Raw genomic sequence first — 23,732 nt, forward strand, 5'->3', positions numbered from 1 at the left:
GGCAGGAAAAGGCACAATAGTTAGAAGGTAAAGAATAGAGAGTAAATTGCTGTTGACAAGAAGGTATACAATATGGTAAATTTTAAGTTGATAGTTAACAAATGGGAATGCTTGTATTGTATGAGAATCAGGATGTAAAGTGACAAGTAAGGGAGCTGCATTTAGATGACAAGGGAAAGTTTCTAATGCGGCTTTTATCGAGCCTATAAGTTGTAAAAAAGTAAATAAATCACAGCAAAAGTTATAACAAACTATAAATGTGGGGAATAATGTTTGTATATATTGGTGTAATGATTACTTTAAAAAATATGGACTAGTATAGACTTAAGAAGATGGCTTGTATTTAAGGGGAAAGAAGGAAAATAATATGGCGTTAAGACGAAGAAACCGACTACGGTTGGGGGATTTGCTGATTCAGCAGAACGTATTGACGGAAGAGCAGCTTAGAGCAGCATTGCAAATGCAAAAGGGGACGAATAAAAAGATTGGTGAGATTCTTGTTGAGGAAGGTTTCATCACAGAGGAAATGATTGCCCGAGCATTAGAGGCGCAGATGGGGCTTAAGACGGTACAGCTTCGTGGTCTTACAGTGCCAAGGGAGATAAAGAAGCTCATTGATGTAAAACTACTTAAGAAGTATACGGTTTTTGCTTTTGAGGTTGATCCGTATAATGCAAATATTCTCCATCTTGCGATGGCAGACCCTCTTGATATGGAGGCAATTGATGATATCGCTATCGTAACGAATATGCAGATTGAGCCGTACATTGCGACAAGAAGAGATATTAGGTCGGCAATTGATCGGAATTACGGTGATGCGGAGAATATTGATGCGGTGAATCGTTTCGCAAGAGAAAGAGCACAGCTTCGAGGGAATGTGGCAGTGACATCAGATGACAGTGAAATTGATGATGCACCGATTGTACAGCTTGTCCGTTCTATTTTAGAACAGGCAGTAAGACAGAGAGCCAGTGATATTCATATTGAAGCCTTAGAGAATAAGGTGCGGGTACGTTACCGGATTGATGGTGCGTTATGTACCAAGATGGAATATGATAATAGCCTGCTTCCAGCTATTTCAACTCGTATTAAGATTATGGGAGGTATGGATATTGCGGAGAAGAGAAAACCACAGGACGGAAGATTGTCTCTCGTGATAGATGGACAGGAATATGATATTCGAATTTCTTCTGTGCCGACAGTATATGGGGAGAAGCTTGTTCTTAGAATTTCGTCGAAGATAAATTTGACAAAAGATAAGAAAGATTTGGGATTTGCACCGGATGAGCTGGTGAAATTTGATCATATGATGTCGCATCCATATGGGATTATTTTTGTAACTGGACCAACGGGAAGTGGTAAGTCTACAACACTCTATACTGCTCTTTCTGAACTGAACAAAGATGAAGTAAATATTGTTACGGTAGAAGATCCGGTGGAGGCAGCATTAGAAGGTATTAATCAGATTCAGGTGAATAATAAAGTGAATCTTACCTTTGCAACGGCACTGCGTTCGATTCTTCGCCAGGATCCAGATATTATTATGATTGGAGAAATTCGTGATAGAGAGACAGCATCTATTGCGGTACAGGCATCAATTACGGGACATTTGGTCGTATCTACCTTACATACGAATAATGCGACAGGAACCCTTGACAGAATGGTCGATATGGGAGTGGAACGATATATGTTGGCAGATTCTGTTGTGGGGGTTATCGCACAGCGGCTTGTAAGGAAGCTTTGTCCACACTGTCGTAAGAAACGGCTGGCGACTGCTGAAGAGAAGCGGATCATGCATCTTACGGAAGAAGAGTCGGTGGAGATTTATGAGCCGGTCGGCTGTAATCTTTGTAATGATACTGGCTACTATGGAAGAAAAGGTATCTTTGAAATCATGGAAATGAACGAAGAAATTCAGAGACTCATTGCAGAAGGCAGTGATTCAAAGAATTTGATCTATGCTGCAAAAAGGAACGGAATGCGAACGCTTCGTGAGAATGGTGTCCGGGATGTTCTTGCAGGTATTACTTCGATTGAGGAGCTGCAGAAAGCTTCGTATGAGTAAAGAGGTACTCCAGAAATCTTAAGGAGCGATAGTATGTATGATTTAAATGAAATTCTGATTCGTTCGGTAGAGTGTAAGGCTTCCGATATTCATCTTTCTGTTGGCAGAGCGCCGAACTACCGTATTGACGGTGTACTCCATACAGGGGGAGAAGAGAAGCTGATGCCAGATGATGTAAAGAATCTGATTCTGCCATTATTAGATAAAAGACATGAAGAAGAGCTGGAAAAAACAGGACAGACAGACTTTGCCTATGCGATTTCCGGTGTCGGGCGCTTTCGTGTGAATGTATTTAAGCAAAGAGGAACGCTTGCAAGCGTTATGCGGGCACTGCCATTTGACATTCCGGAGCCGGAAAAGCTTGGACTGCCGCCGGAGGTTGTCGCAGTGACAGAGAAGCGGAGGGGGCTTGTCCTTGTAACCGGACCGACCGGAAGCGGGAAGTCCACAACACTTGCCTCTTTAATCCAGGTCATTAACCGTACCCGGGCAGACCATATCATCACATTAGAAGATCCGATCGAATATTTGCACAGACATGATAAGTCTATTGTAAATCAGAGAGAGATTGGCAGTGATACGGAGAATTATGCGAAGGCATTGCGTGCCGCACTGCGGGAAGACCCTGATGTTATTTTAGTAGGAGAGATGAGAGATTTAGAGACAATCTCAACAGCAATCACTGCCGCTGAAACAGGCCATCTGGTCCTGTCCACCCTTCATACGATCGGGGCAGATAAGACGATTGACCGAATTATTGATGTATTCCCGCCAGATCAGCAGCAGCAGATACGGATCCAGCTTGCTGCCGTATTAGAATGTGTCGTATCCCAGCAGCTTTTGAAGCGCTTAGATGGGAATGGAAGGGTGGCTGCGTTAGAAGTATTATTTGCGAATAATGCCGTCCGTAATCTTATTCGTGAAGGGAAGACCTTCCAGATTACTTCGGTTATCCAGACAAGTAAGCGTCTTGGAATGCAGACGATGGACGACGCACTGTATGATCTGTATATGAGGCGGATGATTGACGGGGAGGCGGCAGTTAGTTATGCACAGGACCCTGTGGCAATGAATAAAAAGATTAATTTTGTATAGATTTGTATAGTTTTTTATAGATTTTACAGGAAGGAAGAAAGATGCCGGGTTATTTCTATATCGTGGCAGATAAATCAGGAAAAGAGAAGCGGGGCAAGATAGAAGCAGCGAATAAGGAGAGTGCCAAAGAATTCTTAAAAAAGGATGGATATGTCATTCTTTCTTTAGAAGAACAGAGCAGGCAGCTTGATGTTACGTTTTCATTTGGAAAGAAGCTGAGTCCGCGTGATCTTTCCGTATTCTGCCGACAGTTCGTCAGCATTTTAGAGGCCGGCGTTGCCATGAAGGAAGCGTTGGTGATGCTGGAGGAACAGACGGAAAATAAAAAGTTAAAAAAGTCGATCGCACAGGTTTTAACGAGCATCGAAAAGGGAAATACACTGGCAGCTGCGATGCGTGGAGAGGGGGATATCTTCCCGTCCATGCTGATTAGTATGGTAGAAGCCGGAGAAAGTGCCGGTAACTTAGAGATGGCATTTTCCCGAATGGCGGAGCAGTTTGAGAAGGATGCCAAGCTAAGGGCAACGATCCGGAAAGCAACCGTTTATCCGATTATACTGGTTCTTGCCTGTATCGGTGTTATCGGTGTTATGCTTTTATATGTTATTCCTATTTTTATAGATATGTTTAAAGAGATTGATATGGAGATGCCGCCATTTACGATGTTCGTTATGGGACTGAGTGAGTGGGCAGGAACGCATATCTATCTGATCGTAGCAGTGATCGCGGCTCTGTTCGCCGGTTATAAGGCATATTACCGAACGGAAGCCGGAAGAAAGAACATTGATGCGATAAAGATGAAGCTTCCGTTATTTGGACAGCTTGTTGTAAAGTCGAACTGTTCCCGGTTCGCAAGAACCGCCAGCACCCTGCTTGCTGCCGGTGTGCCGATGGTTGATTGTTTAGACATTGTTTCGCGAATTGTAACGAATGTTCATTATTCGATCGCAATTCAGAATGCCAGAGAAGAAGTTATGAAGGGTATTCCGCTATCGGAACCTTTAAGAGATGCCGGAATCTTCCCACCGATGGTATACCATATGACAGGTATTGGTGAGGAAACCGGTAATATAGAACAGATGCTTCATAAACTTGCCGATTACTATGACGAGGAAGTGGAGATTACCACACAGACGATTCTCGCTGCGATGGAGCCATTAATTATCGTATTTATGGCAGTCATTGTCGGTTCGTTAGTCATTGCGTCCATCCTTCCGATTGCCGCAATGTATGAGGGACTAGATACCCTCTAAATTTGATATATAGGTGAAATGCAGTCTTGGCATAGGGAGATTGCAATCATCATAGATTATTGTGACGATTTATCTCAGTCGAGAAGACTCCCACCTCTTTCAGGTGGTGAGTGGCTGCTCGACTTGAAAAAATTGCCACAGACATTTAAGTATGGAAATACTCCGGAAAAAGAGTACGAGAAGTACATATAAAAGAAAAGGAGAAATGAGTATGTTAAAATTCCTTAACAAAAAGAAAAATGATAACAAAGGATTCTCTCTTGTAGAGTTGATCATCGTAGTTGCGATTATGGCAATCTTAGTAGGACTCTTAGCACCACAGTATCTTAAATATGTAGAGAAATCAAGAAAGTCTGCCGATGCAAGCAACTTAGATGAGATGGTAAGAGCAATTCAGATATATGCTGCCGATGCGGAAGTAACATTACCAGCGGATACATATACAATTACAATTGGTAAAGGTGGAACAACAGTTGAAGCTGGAACTGCTACCCAAAAAGTTGATAATGAAAAAGTTGCAAAAGACGCTTTAAATGAGAATGCTCCTGATTGGGCAAAAACCAAGTTAAAATCCAATAAATGGACTGTAGAAACTAACAGTAGTAATGCAACATCTGTTTCAGCAGAAATTACTGTAGCACAGGATGGTGGGACAACAGTTAGATATACTCCAAGTACTCTTGCTGATTATATAAATAAAACAGCAAAATAATTATTAGTTCTATATTAACTATTCTCCTACCGGAGAACTCTGGCAACCCGTTAACCCCCACTAAATAAAGAAAGAAAGATTTTTCCTATGCTTCTTTTATTAGAATTAATACCATATGTAACCATCTTCCTGTTCGGCATTACCGTTGGCAGCTTCTTAAATGTCTGCATTTACCGGCTGCCGGAGGGAGAGTCCATCATGAAAGTTCCGTCCCACTGCATGAGCTGTGGGGCAAAGCTACGATGGTTTGACTTGATTCCGCTGTTCAGCTGGCTGTTTTTGCGGGGCAGATGCCGTCAGTGTAAGGCGGTGATTTCTGTGCAGTACCCGGTTGTGGAAGCAGTAAATGGCATCCTCTGGGTAGCTGTATTTCTTGTAAATGGCATGAATGGGGTGAGTGTGCTGTACAGCCTTATGGCATCGGCATTACTTACGCTTTCGGTCATTGACTGGAGAACTTTTGAAATTCCGTTTGGAATCAATGTATTCTTAGGAGTTTTGGGAGTGGTGGCAGTTTTTCTTGAAAAAGAGGAATGGCGAAGCCACCTCATTGGTGCAGTATGTGTCAGTGGTGTTTTGTTTGTTTTGTATCTTCTTTCCAAGGGCAGAGCGATCGGAGGAGGAGATATTAAGCTGATGGCAGCGTGCGGGTTGCTACTTGGCTGGCAGAAGATTCTTCTGGCATTTTTACTGGGCTGTATTCTTGGTTCCGTACTTCATCTTCTTCGAATGAGAGTAAGTGGAGAAGGCCACGTCCTTGCGATGGGACCGTATCTTGCGGCAGGTATTTTTCTTGCGGCACTTTTTGGAGAACGATGGATTGACTGGTATCTTAGTTTACTGGTGTGCTGACACACTGTGTCAGTACACCGACTTGTTTATCTCAGTCGCGAAGACTCCCACCCTTTCAGGTGGTGAGTGGCTGCTCGACTTGAACAAACAGGAATAAGAAAAGTATATGAAAGCTATATGTTAAGAGATATGATTTTTCATATATAAAAGTACAGGAAACCGTAAAGGTTTTCGTTCCATGTTGTATAGGAATGAGGCAGCCTGTATTTTTATATGGGAAAAATAAGGATTATGGAAGATTATTACAACAATGCAAAGTAGGAAGAGTTTGTAATATACGTTGGAGGAAAGCAAGATGGCGAATATATTAACGATAGAGGTCGGTGCGGCAGAAATACGTGTGGCTGAGATGAAAGAAGAGAAGAAGGGCAGCAGTATACGTCGGTGCTTTCGTTTTCCGGTATCGCCGGGACTTGTAGAGGATGGATTAATTCAGGATGTACAGGGACTTGGAGACCAGCTGAAAAATGAATTACTCGCAAGAAAGATTTCTGCAAGAAAGGTTCGTTTTATCGTGGCATCAAGCCGGATTGCCAACAGAGAGATTCGTATTCCCTTTATTAAGAAAAAACGGATTCAAGATTTAATTGAGATGAATGCGGTAGATTATTTTCCGATTGATCCGGCAGAATATATTATTTCCTATCGTATCATTGATGTGGAAGAAGAGGGAGAAGGCAAGGAAAAAGAGAAGAAGTACCATCTGATGGTCTATGCCTGTCCAAAAGACCTAGCTAAATCATATGGGCAGCTTGCAGAGGCAGCAGGATTGCTCCTGTCTTGTCTTGCACCGATCGGTGACAGTGTTTACATGGCAGTGCGCTCTGCTTATGCAGCAGGTACACATATGCTTATTAAGATTGAAGACAATGCAATGCTCGTTTCAGTTGTTCATAACGGAGAACTGCGCATGCAGAGAAATATCGGTTACGGTATTAACGGAGCAGTCGAGACAGTGCAGATATTTCCTGCATTTGGAGAACGTCTTTCTTATGAGGAAGCACTTGCTCTTATGATGCGGCAAAACTGTGTAAGGCGTACATTGAATCCAGATTCCGTTATTGTAGAACCCGAGGATGAGACAGAGAAAATCAAAGAAGCAAGAACGGAAGTTTCCCAGAATCTCCGCTATCTGGTAGATAATATTTCCCGAATCATGGACTATTATCTTTCGAGAAATCCAGGAAGTAGCTTTGATACGATTGAGTGCTGTGGAATCGGTGCGGCGGTTCTTGGTATGACACAGCTGTTATCACATGAGCTTGCACAGAAGGTTACAGCATTAAAGTCTGTGGAAGGACATAAGTTTGCAGAAAGTGAAGAAGGCGGGAATGCCGAAGTCATTTATGTTGCCCTGTTTGGTGTAGACAGCAACAGTGCCAATTTAATGGAAAAAGCAAAGAGAGGGCAGGGCAGAAGAAAGAAACATGACGGTGAGGATATTCGCGGAGCCGTTATTGTATTTATGCTCGGAGCTATTGCTTCGGTTGTTCTTGTTGTATTTTCTCTTGGAAACCGTCTGTACCAGACACAGAGGCAGAAGAAGCTCAATACAGAGATTACAAAGAACGAATCTGCAGAGAGCGTTTATAATGCATATAGTTCGATGAAGGAAAAGTACAGCCAGTATGAACAGATGTATGATTATACAAATACACCGAATGAAAGTCTGGTTGCATTTTTACAGGAACTAGAACAGAAGATGCCTTCCACCCTTGTAATAGAGAGCTTTACTTCAACGGGAGAGGGAGTTTCTTTTTCCTTTGAGGCAGCAAACAAAAAGGAAGCGGCAAATACGCTGATGCAGCTTCGTAAGTTTACGTCGTTAACTTCCGTAGCAACAACAGGAACGACAGAGGATGAGAGCGGTATCGTAACAATGGCAGTAACGGCTGTTTATACACAGCCGGCCGCGATGGCAGAGACACAGCAGTAGCAGGAGGCAGAAAGCATGAATTTAGATTTTTCCAGTATATCAAACAGAGAAAAAAGAATGTTATTAATGCTGTTTGGTGTGCTTTTAATGGTGGTAAGTTATATGCTGGTATTTCGCCCGCAGATGGAGAGGGCATCAGAAACTGCTATACAGAATGAAGGGCTAGATACCCGTTTAAATGAATTGCTTTCCATGGCGGAAAAAAAGGACTATTATCAGAGGGAAACGCAGAATATGCAAGAGGAGATTGATGCATATTGCGAGAAGTTTCCAGCCGATATCAAAGAGGAAGACGGAATTGTTCTTGCTCAGAATATTGAAAAGGCAGCGGGAATCACGATTGATACGGTAGGAACCGGTGTGCGGCTGATGGTTTCGGAAGATGGAACCGTAAGTGAAGAAGCAGATGAACAGCAGCAGACATTAAGTGAGCAGGACAATGCGGCGACAAAGGAACAGGTAGATGCGATCGAGGGAAATACGCAGGCAAGTACGGAGACACAGAAGCAGACCGATGATGCCCTTATGGAAGACAGTCCGACCTTATACCGGACACAGGATACCTTTAGCTATAAAGGAAGCTATGAGAATCTGAAGAAGGCGGTAACGTATATTAACAGCCAGACAGGAAGAATGACAGTTGACAGTATTACGATGGCCTTTGACTCTGGAACCGGAGGGCTTACCGGAACACTTACCGTAAATATTTATTCGATGAGTGGAATTGGAACGCAGTATCATGAGCCGGATGCAGGAACATCGATCTATGGTAAGAAAAATCTGTTTGGTACATTAGAAAAGAAAAACAAATAAGAAAAAGCGCGGGAAAGGAAGTGGCTGTAATGGACAAAAAAACAGTAAGGCAAGATAACGCAGGTATGAGCCTGATTGAAATCATTGCTGCAGTCAGTATTTTCATGGTTCTCGCGCTTATTCTTTTTCGTGGATTTGTCAGTTCCTCAAGATTAAATAAGAAGTCGGGAACGTATCTTTCTGCAACAACGCTCGCACAAAATATTATGGAAGAGATGAAAGCAAAGACATTTGCACAGACCGCACTTGCTTTTAATTATCCGGTGAACCCGATCACGAAGGAGAACCGCTTTCGCTTTTTGCAGGAGGATTCTTCCGAAGCTACAGACACTTCTGCTGTAATTACAAAAGAACTTTTAAAGACAGAGGATACTTATAAAAAAGCGAGGCTTTATGAAGAGGCGGGAAATGATGCGGATAAAGTGACCGCATCCATTCTCTCTATTGATAAGGGAAAGACCTATACCTTTCTTCCAAGAACAAAGGGAAGTAATGCATCAAAGTATTATTTTTCCATGGAAGGGATTAAAAATCAAAACAATACCTTTGATGCGTTAGTGGAGTTTGATGGAAGTAAAAGCTCTGGTTATAAGAAAAATACCTCCGGAAAAAAGGCAGGGAAGAATGATTATCTCATGCCAAATATTTCAAAACTTAACACCGAAAAGAATGCATTTTTGATTATGGATCAGGACTGGGATCAGAATGCGATGGAGACGATGTTAAAGGAACAGCTCGCAGAGGCACAAAAAAAATACTGGGAAAAGAATCACGCTGGTGTGAGTGAGCCGGCAGAATTAAATTATGAGGATGTTTATGCGAACACAAAGCGTATTCTTGAGATTAAAGTGACAAAAGAAGCCGGTGTTATTACGGCGAAGGCAAGATACACTCTGTGGACCTATCCTTACCAAAATCCGGATAATCCGTATGAGACGATGACAATCTGCCCATGTCATGGAAAGAATCTTGGAAAAAGCCAGTCCGATTCTGGCTGGATACCGGGGTGCTTTTGTACGTATGTCAGTGCGTATACGGCATTTTACAGCTCAGAAGCAGGAAATGATCTGGAAGGAATTTATGTTTTTTATTACCCCAATTATAAATCGACAAGCAGTGTCAATCCGTTAGATGAGATCGTAGTAGACAATACCGATAATTTAAAGTTTGAACTGTATGTGACAAAGCAGATTCCGATGACAGAGAACACGCATGAAAAGAATCCACCGACATCGACACAGGAAGCGAATTACCGTATGTCTCTTACAATTGAAGAGAATCCGACTGCGAAAGGGAATACGAACTGGAATACGAACTTAGGGCTTTACCGGGCACAGGTACAGCTCCGAAGCAATTTAGATTATGATATCAGTAATCTAACACAAAGCAGCCGTCCAAAGCTTGGTCAGATGAAGCTTGTTTATAAAGAAATCACAGATGGTGGATTTACAAAGAAGGCAAGTGGAAACAGTGCAAAGACAGTACTCGATTTTAATTCGCTTGATGTAAAAGAGGCGTATGACAGAATCTATACGGTAAAGGTAAGCGTTTATAAAGCAGGAGCTGCAGGAAGGAATTTCCCGGAGGAAGATAAGATTCTTACATTAGACGGTTCAAAAGAAAATTAGAAAGTATGCCGGATAAAGAAGAGCAGGTGGAATAAATGAGAGCAAAAAGAGAGTTACAAACAAAATCAAATAGTGGATTTTCCCTGATTACGGTAATTCTTGCCGTAGGTCTTGTCGGAATTCTTGTGATGCTTGTCGCTTATATCGTTATAGCAAACTTCCGCATGAAGATGTCCGGTTTAAAGGAAAAAGACGCTTTTTACACAGCAGAACGTGCCTTAGAAGAAATCCGTACCGGCTTACAGGAAGATGTTGCGGAAGCAATGTCAGAAGCCTACACGAATGTAATGGAAAGCTATAATGAAAGTGTAAAATCGGGTGATGCGGCGATGGATGCGCAGAGACAGGCGGCATATGAAAGAGAATTTTTAACGATTTTACAAAAACGTCTGCGGGGCAGTGAGAAAAGAGCCCGCTATTATGATATTACAAAGCTTCGTAACTATGTTGATCTTGATAAAGAAGATTCTTTTGATAAAACAAAGGAGTCCCTTGTAGTAACAGCAGTAGCAGAAAAAGAGTCTTCGCAGGATTCCGCAGTAAATGTTGGAGCGAAAATGACAGTAGATCCCACGAAGAAAAAGATTACCGTAAGAAATGTAAAGGTTATTTATGTTGATGAAAAGGGATATGCGGCAATCATTCGGACTAATATTGAGCTGGCGGTTCCACCAATCCAGTATCCGACACCATCTACCCTGCCCGATCTTATGAATATGATCGTTGTTGCAGGTAAGGGGATATACTGTGAGCAGGGTACAGGCAGCGGGGCAGAGGACAGTGAGATTCAGGGAAGTGTTTATGCAGGTCTTGTACCGGAAACGAAGCTTAAGGGTGTTGCCGTCAATGTAAAGGATGCCAGCATCTACTTAGCGCCCAATCGAACCTTAAACATTTCAAAGGGAGAGAGAATTGTCTGTGCCGGAGAAGTATCCCTTGCACAAAACAGCGCATTTAACAGCGCAGCGGAAACAACAGTGTGGGCGCAGGGAGTAAACCTTTCTTCGGCAAAGGCAGAGCTTTTAGGAAAAACGTATCTTTCAGATGACCTTACCGTAAAGGCAGGAAATGGAAGTTATGTAAAGCTTGCCGGAGAATATTATGGCTACGGAGATGTGGAGTCGGCATTGAACTCCGAAAACTGTATAGAATATGGGTATCCAAAGAAAAATCTGGATGGAACATATACTGGGGAAAGTGTTCGCACTGCGAATACTTATGAAAAGAAAACCGCGGCAGCTCTTTCAAGTGCGATCACAATAAATGGAAAGAGTACGACCCTTGATATGTCCGGCTTAGAGCGACTGCTGCTTGCCGGAAAAAACTATATTGCAAGTAAAGCACTGTCAACAAGTGGAACATCAGGTAACAGTGCAGATGTGCTGACCGGAGAGAGCGTGACTGTAAAAGGAACACAGCTTGCCTACCTTGTACCGGATTCTCTGCTTAGAACAGCAGAAAAAGACTATCACAATCCGATGGATTATAATACCTATGTGAAAGCTGCTGGAATTGATACAATAAACGACAGTGCATCTACAGAGCAGACAAAAATAAAACGGTTTGCTAAAAACATTGCCAGGATAGATAAGGCAGTTAAGGAATTAGGAAACCGAACATTAAAAGAGACGGGTGTTGATGCAGAAGAACCGATACAGACCGTTTTTTACAATGACGGTAGCAGTGCCGGAGGTTATGTGTACTTTTATCTTAACTTTACTGATGAGAAAAAGGCATCGGACTTTATGCAGGTTTACTATAAGAAGAATCCATCGTTAAAAAAAATGATGGATGGCTATCTGTCGTTTTATTTTAAAGGACAGGATTCTTTTGAGAAAAATACTTCCGGAATTTATGTAAAAGACCAGACAGCGTATCTTCGATATGTCGTTGGAGGAAATATTTTATCCTATGACGGGGAGAAAAAGACTGGTAATCTTGACGGTGCTACAGTCGAAGAGAATTCTCAGATGGTAACGGAAGAAGAAACAGGATACCAGAATATGTGGTATGCATTAAGACGGAAGATGATCGGAAGCTACGACCTGTTAAAGACAGAAGTAAAGGACAGTGACGGTATTTCTCATAACGAGACGGCGGTAGACAGAGATGTATTTGATAATCTTGTCAATGAAAAAGAAATGGTACAATTTATTGAATCCCATGGGAAAAAGGAAGGGAGCATCGTCTATGATGAGAGCGAAAAATCCTGTACATTTACAGCCAGTCAGGAAGATGGCGGATTACAGACCATCATGGCACATAATGGAAAGAAAAGTACTTTTTTAGTAAAAGATGAAAGCGCATCGAAAGCGGCTTTAGAAGAAAGTACAATAAAGACAAAAGAAACGTCCGTAAACGGTGCGGATAAAGAGCTTGTCATTGGCAACGGAAACAGCGAACACAGTCCGGATAAACTCCGTCTTGTTGTCTGTACCGGAGATGTCCGGATAAGAGCCGGTATTACATTTTCAGGAATCATCATGGCAAAGGGAACGATCACCTTAGAGCCGGGTGCGAAGCTTCTCTCTTCTCCGCTTGATGCTGCAAAAGCATTTCAGTCACAGATGAATAACGGAAAGACTTCTCCGAAAGATTTCTTCTGGGAGGGGGATAAATACGTTCTTGGAAACAGTCAGACATCGAATGACAGTGGAAACAGTGATAAAGATTCGGATGTGTATCATATAGAAGATTATGTGACTTATAAAAACTGGGAGAGAAAGTAAGTAAGTCTGGAAAATAAATTTGGAAAATAAATTTTAACGTAGAAAGGGGTGAGAGACATGGTGAATCCAAAAGTTCTGAAAAAGAAAAGATTTGTAAACAAAAGTGTTACGAACAGAGTGTTTGCAAAGAAAAGGTTTACAAATAAAGAGTTTACAAATAAAGGATTTACATTAGTAGAAATGATCGTTGTCGTAAGCATTTTTGCTATTTTACTTGGTATACTCATTCCTTCGTTAAACAGCCTGATCGATTACCGGGCAACAAGAGCGGCAAAGTCAATAAAGACAAGCTTTGAACGGCTTAGGACCGAAGCGGAAAGCCAGCTTGTGGCAGAAATGAAGCTGGAAAAAAAGAGCGATGGCTATTACATAAGCTACTGCATCTATAAAGGAAAAAAATCCGGAATGGTCTGGACAGATAAGCAGAAGATTGCTCCGGCCAAGACAAAAATAGAGTATAAGCTTGATGATTTATATCAAAAAGGCGAAATCAATGGACGAAGCTATCAGGAAATAAAAGAGGGAGAGACCCATGCTCTGCTTTTTACGATTGACAGAAACAAAGGAGGTTTTCGTGCTTTGCAGAAAAAACAAGTCACAACAGGTGAGGTAGAAAGCTTTCTTGAAAATAATGCAGATTTTACCTATCCTGATTTAAAATCAAACAATGTGGAAGCAGTATGTTGCTATATCCAAGTGAGTGGAAGAGTGAAGAAGAGTATCATTACACTTCATCAGAAAACAGGAAAGGTAACAATGAGTACAACGATATAAGAGAAAGGATACACAAAAAGGGCATATAAATGAGAAAAGATAACAGAGGACTTACTCTGGTAGAATTAATCGTTGTGGTAGCGATCGGTACGATATTTTCCGGTGTGATCCTTACTTTCGCGGCCGGAGCTGTCAGAAGCTACCGACATACTTCCGGAGGAGCGCAGGCACAGATTGAGATGCAGGATGCATTAGACCAGCTGGAAAGTCTGGCGATGAATGCAAATTTAAGTATGTATTATACAAAAGGGGAAAATACGACAACCAATCCGGGTGAGAAAATAGAAAAGGACAGTGATATGGAAAGTCCTCTTAATCAGACGAAAACACTTTTTATCGGGAGCGAAGACGAAAGCACAGGAGACGGTCAGCCGGTATATGCAGTGATTATATGGGATGCAGATCGCGGCAGATTAACCTTGTCCACGCAGGGACTTAGAAGAGGTACAGGTACGGCTTCTATGGGAACTTCAGAAATTCTTGCAGAAAACATTACGCAGTTTTCAGCAGATATCCACCATGCAGCAGACAGGCATACCGTTCTTTTTAAACTGGTAACAAAAGTAAACGGCAGAGAAAACAAAAAGACAGAAACAGTTACCTTACGAAACGATATCGTGATAGCGGCACCGGGTGCCGAGTAAGAAACGGGAGGCAGCAGATGATGAAAACAGGTACAAAGAAAGTCTTATATACGTTTATTGCAGTAGTATCTGCTCTTGGTCTGGGTATCGGGGCGGTGTTAGTCAGTATGTTAAATGTTCAGGCATCTACAGAGATGATGCCCGGAATCGAACAGATTCTTGACGAAAAGACAGAGGAAACACCGTTTCGTATTCTTGAATTAGTTAACAGCTCTTCCGATGCCGAGATCGGCTATTATATTTCCGGTCAGGAGCCGTATCTTACCCAGTATACATATACCCAGAATACTACCGATGGAAGTGCTGGGGAGAGTCAGATATTTTCTTCCGTAGAAGAAGGGCTTTCTGTTCTTCCGACAAAAGAAGAACGCCAGAAGTTTGTGGAAGCCTCCGACACAAATCAGGTAAAAAATCCGCTTGACTTTTCGTGGAATGTAGACAATCCGGGTCCAGGCAGCGAAGCGGATTATCCACTATCTTTTAAGTCTTATGCAGAAAAATATTTTCTTTCCAAAACAGATGACAGTACAAAGTGGAATCGTGTAGATTTTAAACAATCCCGTAAAGAAACTTTGACAGGACATTATGAGGAAAATGCCTCCGGAAAAGGAGACTATACAAAAGAAGAACAGAAATATTATCCGATTCGTGAAGACGTAAAAAGCGATGGCAGTACTACACAGAAATATCGAGAAAATATAAGCAGCTTCTTCTATTCGGATGACACAGAGGCTATGGCACCCTATCAGATCTCTTTTGAAGAAGTAAAAAATGCTGACATAAACGCTGCCTTAAAAGACGATAACGACACAACCATTGCCGATACGTATGATTATAGCAAAGGCGGCTTTGGTTACTATGAAAATGTTTACGGGGAGCTTACTTTCAGGATTGCACAAGACATTGCAAAGAAAAAGTACACTTTTCCGGGAGAGAATCCAGCCGTAGTGGATGGCGAGACAGATAACACAGATACTTCCGCAGGAACACAGGCAAATCCCAATATTTATAGAGGAGAGAATATTGAAGAATATCCATATTATAAATATACATGGGTTGGTGATTTGGAAACTGTAAAACAAAAGGCTGATAAAAATAAGGGAACTACGCAGCATAACGATGGAGACATCACTTTAGAAGACGGACAGTATTGGTACTGGACAAAGGAAAGCAGTGAAAATAGAGAGGATGCGGATACCCAGGATACCGAGGTGCAGGATGCGGATGCACAGGATACAGATACACAGGATGCGGATGTGGTAGGAGAAGCAGATACGGTTTCTGAAAAAAAAGAGGCATTGTATATCGTGACCGGCCGTCAGGCAGTAGCAAAAAGCCAGTTAAAAGAAATTCCAGAACAAATTTCTTATAATTACTATTATAAAGTAAAACGCGTAGACTATTGCTGCAAACTTTCCGAATCCGGACAGGAAAATGATCCGGAAGCCTGCACCTATTATGGCTGGTACTATGCCGCGCATCCTTCCAATGAAGATACCTATATTGCAGTAGAAGAGGATGCGGATAACAGTACAGAAAATACAGACGGAACAGGAAGTTCGCTTGCAGCAATATTAAATTATACAGCAACGCACTATATATCTGCGGCGCAATATACCCTGACTCCGGGCAAGGGAAGCTATGACTTTATAGAAGAAAATGGTGCGAAAGATACCGAACAGCAGGTAGAACTTGATCATCTTTTTTATCAGGGTGGTTACACGAACCATGACTGGTTTAAAAGATATGTCTTTCATCTTGCACCGGACAGTACAGATCAAACCATCCAGCAGCAATTTAAAAACTTATCTATAAAAGTAGATACAAAAGTTATCAATAAAAATGAGACAGAAGAAGGAAACGATGCACTACCAGATCTTGATGACTATGACCTCATCTATATTAACGGAAGACTTTCTAAGACGCAGGCAGAAAAAATTGCAGCAACGACAAAGCTTCCGGCAATCATCAACCAAAAAACAGTAATGGCAACAGATGCCGATAAAACAGCGATTGCCAATGCATTTGCAGCATATATAGATAAAAACTATACGATCAATGATTCCTATGTTTCTGAAAGGATATTCTTTATAAACGATAATATCTGCAACTTAAATTTAAATTTCCATACACAATTCAAAGATGCACAATTAGCTAGGTTCTCTGAAATTACAGACTATATCAAGAGTGAAAATAATTATCGAGAAGTCGTTGAAAGTGGAGAAAATGGCGAAAAAACAGATCCCTTATCTACAGAAATCTCGCAGGCGAGGGTGATAGAGTATATTCTTAATTATAAATATAAAAGACAGACTCCGTATAAAAGTACGATAAACGTACTTGATATCGAGCCGGCAAGTGCAACGGCAAGTATAACAAAAAACAATGTAAGAAAATGGCTTGGTCTTACGGAGGTGGGAGATGAAAATCTTAAAAGTGAACTAAAGCGGGGAACGATAAAAAGTTTTTGTTGTGAAGAAACATCTGGAGAAGGGGCAGCACATGGTTATGCTAAAAATATGCTTGATGGGAATGATTCTACCTATTGGCATTCAAGATGGAGTTCAAACAAAGAAGCGGGACCACACTGGTTTGAGTATAAACTAAGTCCGGAAGATAGCAAAAGAAAGTTAAAAGGTTTTCATTATGTGGCGAGACCAAATACAAATGGATATGCAAATGGAAAGCCATTGACGCTGGATGTGCAGATGTATGATGAGGCAGATACATTATTATATGAAGAAGAAAATATAAAAATGACAGAATCAGGTTCTGTTTCAGAGTTGAATCAGTGGATTGAGAAGGATGTAAAGTTTAAAAAGCCAGTGAAAAATGTAAGCTATATTAAAGTGATATTTACTGATGCATATAATAATGAAGTGAGTGATAAACATTCTGCAGCATATGCTACTTGTGCAGAGTTTAGTACTTTATATACAGATAATGATGAAGATGATGACACAGTTGCAACCGAAATTAATATTACGCATATGACAAGCTCTGAATTTGTCGGACATATTGATGATATCAATACAAAATATGATGCCATTTATTTTGGAGATAGTTATAATAACTGGGATTTTCTGCGAAATGGGGATGTAAATGATAATAATCAGAAGATTAGCCTGTACGCACATATAGGAGGTGTATTTGGTGGGAAGAAAGATCCTGATAAAAATAACCATCGCAGATTGTTAGGAGGTCTGTTAGGTCTGCTGGATATAGATTATGCTGTAGATGATAATGGAAAGATTCTTGGAATTTGGAATCCAACCCATCCCGGCTTGGGAGATTTGGCACAAAAAGTAGGTGTGATGCGTGGATCAGGCAATGATATAACGAAACAGCAGGTAAAAGAGCTGGAAGATTTTATGTCAAGTGGCTATCCGATTATTATTGGGAATAAACTTTTAAATAGTGATGGAACAGCAGTAAATGCAGATGTTGTGGATTCTTCTTCCTATATGTATGAATTTTTAAGTGAGGCGATAGACAAAGAGAAAGATAGAGTGAATGTTATGTCTAAAACAGAAGCCGATAATGCTCAAAATCTTAATTTCTTTTTCTATATGGCAAAACCGGAAATCAGTTTTTCAGAAAATGGAATGCCTCCAGAACCAAAACGATTGAATTATTTAAGCTATACATATAATAAAGAAGCTGTACAGGGATTACTATCTCAGAAAGAAGAAGGGCTGTCTTATACATTTACAATAAAAAATGAATCAGAAATTTCTATGGCAAAAGCGACATATGATTGTGAGTTGTTTATTGATTTAAATTTTGACGGCAATCTGACTTCTGATGAAGAACAATCAGAATATATGCAGGTACAGGATGCCTCTGGAAATGTGGTTCGAAAGAAGAATGGAAAGTACCACTTGAAAGTTGGAAAAAAATATATTTTAACCAGAAAAATTCCAAAAGATTATTATAAGGTTATCACATGGAAGATACAGATTAGTAATAATGATAATTCATCTATTCGAACAAGCAGGATGGGATTTACAAAGAGAGAAGTAGAGAAAAAACAAGATATAAATGTGCTGCAGATAAAGCCGGCTATAAATGACAAAGCTCCTGTAACATGGGATTTAGGTTCGGATACTACTTTTAAACAAATGATTCAAAAAGAAGGAAGTTTTAATATAATTATTGAATCGGTTGATACGAGAACTTATGAAAAAAGAATAAAAGAGAATAGACAATATCTGGATAAGTATCAAATGGTAATTATTGGATTTGCCGATGGCTTTGGTATTGATAATATTAAAAACGATGATGAGGCGGTAGATGCAATCAGGGAATTCATTGAAGCTGGAAAAAGCGTTATTTTTGCTCATGATACTACTTCATTAAATAACAGGGATCCTAAAAAAGTAAATGATCCAGAGCCAAAGCCAACAGATGATGTACGGCGTTCTTTAGATTTATATCCAAATGGGAAGACGGATCCAGGCTGGGTTTGGGGGTATTCGTTAAATACCTATCTTCGTGCCAGTGTAGGGATGGACCGATATGGAATAACTTCGGATGAGGTGATTAAAGTTGATGGGAAAGATACAACGGTAAGCAGGGTTTTGAAAGAGGGGAATGATTTATTATCAGATAATTCAGCCTTCAAAGCAATTCAGAAAAAGGTATCGGATATGGCATATACATTTGGAACCAATAAACAGGAAAGCAGTTTTATGACACAAGGGTTCTGTAATACAATTATGGGATATCCCAATTCACCGAGGGAAACGAATATAGCAAGTAAAGTGAATGAGGGAGCCATGACACAATATCCATATTACATAAGTTCTTCTATTAGTACAGCAATTACGCACTCACAATATTATCAGCTCGCAATGGAAGAAGATTCTAATCATGATGGAGCAAATGATATTGTTGTATGGTTTTGCTTAAAAAATGGAAAAGAAAATGCATATACATACAGCCCAAACGATGTTCGTAATAATTATTATTTTTACAGTAAAGGAAATGTTATCTACACTGGAGTAGGGCACAAAACAGGAATTACACAGCAGGAACAGCAGCTTTTTGCGAATGCCGTTATTGCTGCCGCAAACGTTACGGCAGTTGATCCGGAAGCCACCTTTCTTGATGATTTTGACCCAGTAGCTTCACAGGAAGAGCATCGTTATTATATGCCGGACCGCTTAAAAGCATCGGAAGCTGGTGATACATCAAATATTTTAGATGGGGACAATACATTTTGTATTCGAATCCGCGACTACAACATGGTTGCATCGAACTTAAGCAATACGGACAGTAACGCAAATTCGCTTACAATGGAGCTGTATATCGAAGATAATAAAAATGGAAAAGAGATGAATATCAATGGCGAATCTGTAAAGGTAAGTAAAATTTCAGTGTCCGGAAAGGCAGATATCCTGAAAAAATATTCGGACGGACAGACGATTACAGTTAATCAGGAAGGAGAGTTTCAACTACAGGGGAATGATACCTTCCAGTTTAGCTTAAACGATATGGAAAGCTATTTAAAAGAAACAAATACAACATATAAAAAAGAATGTCGTATTTTTGCGAAAGTAGATAGTAGAGTTACCTTATATGGGGTGCCAGCCAATAAAGAAACCTGGACTTCGGTAAGTTTAAAACCAAGACAGCTTTTTGATTTGGATTAGTCAGAAATATATGATATACTTTACATAAGTCCGGCAGATACTGGTCTGCCGGATTATTTTATATGGATTATAATACAAAAAGATTGCAAGAAGATATAATATATATAGATAAAAAGGGGAGAATAAAATGGCAGCTTACACAATCGAAAATGAAAAGTTATCTGTAACTATTGATGCGCATGGGGCAGAACTTAGCAGCATTTATGATAAGGAAAATGACAGGGAGCTTATCTGGCAGGCTGACCCCGCTTTTTGGAATCGCCATGCACCGGTGCTTTTTCCCAATGTAGGAAAGTATTATGGTGGACATTTTACTTATAATGGCAAAGCATATCCAATGGGACAGCATGGATTTGCCCGAGATACGGAATTTGAGCAGATAGCAGCAGGAGAAGATTTCGTAACGTATCGTCTATGTGCTGATGAGGAAAGTAAAAAGAAATATCCGTTTGATTTTGTGCTGGAAATTACGCATAGATTAGAGAACAATCGCTTGTCGGTAGAATGGAATGTGAAGAACGTAGATGATAAAGAAATGTATTTTACAATCGGTGGACATCCTGCATTTAACGTAAATATTCTTCCAGATACAGATTTTGAGGATTACTCGCTTGTATTTAAAGAAGGAATAGAAACTCTTTCCTATATTCTTATTGATGCAGAAAACGGTACTGCACTCACCGATAAAACATACAAACTGGAACTGACAAATAGCAAATATGCTCTGAAAAAAGATATGTTTGATAAAGATGCCTTAATATTTGATAATGGACAGATCGAATGGGTGGGATTAGCATTACCGAATGGAAAGCCTTATATTGCATTAGAAAGCAAAAACTTCCCTAACTTTGGAATATGGTCGAAACCGGGCGCACCATATGTTTGCTTAGAGCCATGGTGCGGACGATGCGATAATAAAGGATTTCATGGGGAGATTTCTGAAAAGCCGGGCATCAACACATTAAAAGCCGGGGAAGTTTTTAAAAAGTCCTATGATATCATCATATATTAATATCACGAATTACCTCGTAGCTGACGCTGCTCCCGTAATTCTGAAACATTCATAATTGCTCATTTTTCTTTGAAAAATGGGCTGCTTAACAGAAAATATTTGTAGTTAATTTGGAAGAATAAAAAGTACTCTCGGAATCTTTTTGTGCTTGATTTTGCAAGAAAGATTCCGAGAGTACATTAAAGTGATAGGAGGGCGAGCTATTGGCAGGAGCAAAGAAAGAAAAAAAGCATATTGTTGTATTTCAGGATGAAGAGGGCAATGTCTTAAAGACTTCCTTTGTTTCGCATGAAGAAGAGGCGATTCCTCCTGAACTTCCCAAAAAGAAAGGCGAATCGGAGCATCATGAAATAAAATTTCAAGGATGGGACCAGGATATTTCCTGTGTGCAGGGGAATCTTGTGGTAAAGGCGGTTTATAAAGAAGTACCGAAAGAATATCTGGTGATGTATTTCCATGAGAGTGGAAAGTTACTTGGAACAGAAAGTGTTCCATACGGTCAGGCGGCATCACAGCCATATCATCCACAAAAACCAAAGACAGCGGAACACTATTATATTTTTAAAGGCTGGAATAATGACCTTTCTCACATAGAAAAAGATACGATGGCAAAGGCTGTCTTTGAGGAGAGGGAACGCTCTTTTACAGTAGCTTTTTTTCATGAAGACGGCACAGTATTAAAAAAAGAAGAAGTTTTATATGGACAGGAAGCACATGCGCCACAAAGCCCGGTAAAACAGCAGGATGCAGTATGGCATTATATCTTTGAAGGCTGGGATAAAACCTTTGACAGTGTAAAAGAAAATATAGAAGTTCATGCGGTTTTTTCATCTGTTTACAATGAATACAACGTATGTATCTATGAACGATTATCGGAAGGTAATAACGGTTTACAGGATGAACAACTAGAAGAAAAAATAAAAGAAAAGCAATACCATTACGGAGACTTAATAGAGTATCCCAAGTTAAAGAAAAAGGGATATACGTTACGCTGGGATAACCATCCGGAAACAGTAACGCAAGATGAAGAAATTCATGCAAGCTGGGAGTTTTCAAATCCGGCAGGCAGGGTAGCCGAGGTGGAAGGAAATCGCTATGAAATTATAAACCCGTCCATAAAGAATGGCAGTGTTCGGTTATTATATTATATAGAAGATACCAGTCAGATTCAGATTCCGGCGCAGGCAAAAATCGGTGATTATTATTATTTTATAGAAAGAGTAGCACCGAGAGCTTTTTGCGATTGTAGAAAAATGCGTTCGCTTACGCTGCCGGATTGTATTCGGGTTCTGGAAAAAGAAGCACTCGCCGGATGCAAGCGACTAGAGAAGATTACTTTAGGAAAAAGCTGTAATTCCAGACTGCATAGTATAGAAAAAGAAGTTTTTTGTGAAAATGAGCATCTAAAGACTATTTATTTAAAAGGAAGAAACTTGCAAAAAGTTTATGCAGATACATTTGCCCGATTAAAAAACGAAGTAGAAGTTTATGTACGTCCGGAAAGCCTGGCGAATATGAACAGGCTGCTTCAAAAAGGAGTAAGGACAGGTAAAGTGAGGATAAGAGCTGGTAAATGAAAGAGCGAATCCCCAAGCTATGCTGGGTGAATATAAGATATAAATGCCGGTATTATATAGTGCTTATACCAAAATAAAAAAATAGGTGACAAATATCAGATATAGTAGGGTGAAGAATAATATCAGATGTGAGATGACTCCCACATCTTCAGGTGGAGACAAATTAGTATCAGTGGTGGGAGTCAATCCACCATCTGATATAGCCTCCGGCAGGATTGCAGAGATGCGCAAAAGAAATATGTCATGCTTTGCATGACGCGCATCTCGCAGCAAGAATGCCGAGGCATTTTTGAATTTTGTAAAAGAAATAGTCAATTTATCTATAATAATGATAAAAAAATAACAATATATCAAAGCAAAAGAACACAAAGGGAAAGAAAAATACAAAAAAAGTACAGTATACAACATTTTTTAAGAAAAATAAAATTTATTCAAAAAAAGCTTGACTCACATATACTGTTGTGATATTATAATATCCGTTGCACACGAGAAATCCATTTTTCTTGGAAAAATGAAAAGAATCTTAAAAGAAAGTTAAAAAACTTCTTGATAGATTAGAAGTTGTGTGATAATATATAAAAATTCACATTTGAAAGAGAGAACAGACTTCTTAAAAAAGAAAAAAAGTTTTTGAAAAAAGTTCTTGACAAGAACTTGAAGATGTGATAATATAATTAAGCGTTTTCGAAAGAAAACACAAAACCTTGATAACTGAATAACAAAACAACCTTGAACGTTAATTCAAATTTCATTCGGGTTTTCCTGAGAGTGATGTCTGCAGGAAAGTCCATGGAACAGAACGAAAGTTCAAAACCTAAATAAACAGTAAAGACAGGAAAAGAACCAGTGGTTCTGGACCTCGATCTGACATCTTAAACATTTTATTTGAGAGTTTGATCCTGGCTCAGGATGAACGCTGGCGGCGTGCCTAACACATGCAAGTCGAACGAAGCACCTTTTAAGATTCTTCGGATGATTGATCGGTGAC

At 40.2% G+C, this 23,732-nt stretch carries 14 protein-coding genes and 1 rRNA gene; all 15 read left to right on the top strand.

The genetic code is table 11. From position 1 onward, the window contains the following. Nucleotides 1-367: 367 nt before the first annotated feature. On the top strand, nt 368-2,065 hold the full coding sequence (locus FYJ25_RS02285) for a GspE/PulE family protein (protein ID WP_154580425.1): 1,698 nt from the start codon (nt 368-370) through the stop codon (nt 2,063-2,065). 33 nt (nt 2,066-2,098) lie between these two features. Then, the gene (locus FYJ25_RS02290) at nt 2,099-3,160 is read left to right on the top strand and encodes a type IV pilus twitching motility protein PilT (RefSeq protein ID WP_154580426.1); all 1,062 of its coding nucleotides are present in this window, start codon (nt 2,099-2,101) and stop codon (nt 3,158-3,160) included. Between the two features lie 41 nt (nt 3,161-3,201). After that, nucleotides 3,202-4,413 (top strand): type II secretion system F family protein, encoded by a 1,212-nt coding sequence (locus FYJ25_RS02295; protein WP_154580427.1) that lies wholly within the window; start codon nt 3,202-3,204, stop codon nt 4,411-4,413. Between the two features lie 211 nt (nt 4,414-4,624). Then, nucleotides 4,625-5,125: a type IV pilin protein gene (locus FYJ25_RS02300; protein ID WP_243145660.1), complete on the top strand. Its 501-nt coding sequence runs from the start codon at nt 4,625-4,627 to the stop codon at nt 5,123-5,125. Between the two features lie 87 nt (nt 5,126-5,212). Then, entirely contained in the window at nt 5,213-5,977 is a 765-nt protein-coding gene (locus FYJ25_RS02305) for a prepilin peptidase (protein ID WP_154580429.1), read from the top strand. 295 nt (nt 5,978-6,272) lie between these two features. Next, the gene (gene pilM, locus FYJ25_RS02310; protein WP_154580430.1) at nt 6,273-7,913 is read left to right on the top strand and encodes a pilus assembly protein PilM; all 1,641 of its coding nucleotides are present in this window, start codon (nt 6,273-6,275) and stop codon (nt 7,911-7,913) included. Nucleotides 7,914-7,928: 15 nt separating this feature from the next. Next, nucleotides 7,929-8,726, top strand: a complete 798-nt coding sequence (locus FYJ25_RS02315) for a hypothetical protein (protein ID WP_154580431.1) — start codon at nt 7,929-7,931, stop codon at nt 8,724-8,726. A gap of 29 nt (nt 8,727-8,755) precedes the next feature. Then, nucleotides 8,756-10,354, top strand: coding sequence for a type IV pilus modification PilV family protein (locus tag FYJ25_RS02320; RefSeq protein ID WP_154580432.1), 1,599 nt, complete (start codon nt 8,756-8,758; stop codon nt 10,352-10,354). 35 nt (nt 10,355-10,389) lie between these two features. Beyond that, the gene (locus tag FYJ25_RS02325; protein WP_154580433.1) at nt 10,390-13,083 is read left to right on the top strand and encodes a type II secretion system protein; all 2,694 of its coding nucleotides are present in this window, start codon (nt 10,390-10,392) and stop codon (nt 13,081-13,083) included. A gap of 57 nt (nt 13,084-13,140) precedes the next feature. Next, nucleotides 13,141-13,857: a pilus assembly FimT family protein gene (locus FYJ25_RS02330; RefSeq protein WP_154580434.1), complete on the top strand. Its 717-nt coding sequence runs from the start codon at nt 13,141-13,143 to the stop codon at nt 13,855-13,857. Between the two features lie 29 nt (nt 13,858-13,886). Beyond that, entirely contained in the window at nt 13,887-14,501 is a 615-nt protein-coding gene (locus FYJ25_RS02340) for a PilW family protein (RefSeq protein ID WP_154580435.1), read from the top strand. A 17-nt stretch (nt 14,502-14,518) separates the two neighbouring features. Then, nucleotides 14,519-20,155 (top strand): DUF5057 domain-containing protein, encoded by a 5,637-nt coding sequence (locus tag FYJ25_RS02345; RefSeq protein WP_154580436.1) that lies wholly within the window; start codon nt 14,519-14,521, stop codon nt 20,153-20,155. 127 nt (nt 20,156-20,282) lie between these two features. Further along, nucleotides 20,283-21,167 carry an aldose 1-epimerase family protein gene (locus FYJ25_RS02350; RefSeq protein ID WP_154580437.1) on the top strand — a complete coding sequence of 295 codons (885 nt, stop codon included), beginning with the start codon at nt 20,283-20,285 and terminating at the stop codon, nt 21,165-21,167. A 203-nt stretch (nt 21,168-21,370) separates the two neighbouring features. Then, nucleotides 21,371-22,744 carry a leucine-rich repeat protein gene (locus FYJ25_RS02355; RefSeq protein ID WP_096239547.1) on the top strand — a complete coding sequence of 458 codons (1,374 nt, stop codon included), beginning with the start codon at nt 21,371-21,373 and terminating at the stop codon, nt 22,742-22,744. A gap of 881 nt (nt 22,745-23,625) precedes the next feature. After that, nucleotides 23,626-23,732 (top strand): 16S ribosomal RNA (locus FYJ25_RS02360); the annotation flags it as partial.

Origin of the sequence: Anaerobutyricum soehngenii, from assembly GCF_009697165.1 — a bacterium.
Classification (GTDB): Bacteria; Bacillota; Clostridia; order Lachnospirales; family Lachnospiraceae; genus Anaerobutyricum; species Anaerobutyricum soehngenii.

Excerpts from the sequence above, each read along its gene's own strand:
- FYJ25_RS02285 (WP_154580425.1), top strand. The coding sequence starts at position 368 with ATGGCGTTAAGACGAAGAAACCGACTACGGTTGGGGGATTTGCTGATT.
- FYJ25_RS02290 (WP_154580426.1), top strand. The coding sequence starts at position 2,099 with ATGTATGATTTAAATGAAATTCTGATTCGTTCGGTAGAGTGTAAGGCT.
- FYJ25_RS02295 (WP_154580427.1), top strand. The coding sequence starts at position 3,202 with ATGCCGGGTTATTTCTATATCGTGGCAGATAAATCAGGAAAAGAGAAG.
- FYJ25_RS02300 (WP_243145660.1), top strand. The coding sequence starts at position 4,625 with ATGTTAAAATTCCTTAACAAAAAGAAAAATGATAACAAAGGATTCTCT.
- FYJ25_RS02305 (WP_154580429.1), top strand. The coding sequence starts at position 5,213 with ATGCTTCTTTTATTAGAATTAATACCATATGTAACCATCTTCCTGTTC.
- pilM (WP_154580430.1), top strand. The coding sequence starts at position 6,273 with ATGGCGAATATATTAACGATAGAGGTCGGTGCGGCAGAAATACGTGTG.
- FYJ25_RS02315 (WP_154580431.1), top strand. The coding sequence starts at position 7,929 with ATGAATTTAGATTTTTCCAGTATATCAAACAGAGAAAAAAGAATGTTA.
- FYJ25_RS02320 (WP_154580432.1), top strand. The coding sequence starts at position 8,756 with ATGGACAAAAAAACAGTAAGGCAAGATAACGCAGGTATGAGCCTGATT.
- FYJ25_RS02325 (WP_154580433.1), top strand. The coding sequence starts at position 10,390 with ATGAGAGCAAAAAGAGAGTTACAAACAAAATCAAATAGTGGATTTTCC.
- FYJ25_RS02330 (WP_154580434.1), top strand. The coding sequence starts at position 13,141 with ATGGTGAATCCAAAAGTTCTGAAAAAGAAAAGATTTGTAAACAAAAGT.
- FYJ25_RS02340 (WP_154580435.1), top strand. The coding sequence starts at position 13,887 with ATGAGAAAAGATAACAGAGGACTTACTCTGGTAGAATTAATCGTTGTG.
- FYJ25_RS02345 (WP_154580436.1), top strand. The coding sequence starts at position 14,519 with ATGATGAAAACAGGTACAAAGAAAGTCTTATATACGTTTATTGCAGTA.
- FYJ25_RS02350 (WP_154580437.1), top strand. The coding sequence starts at position 20,283 with ATGGCAGCTTACACAATCGAAAATGAAAAGTTATCTGTAACTATTGAT.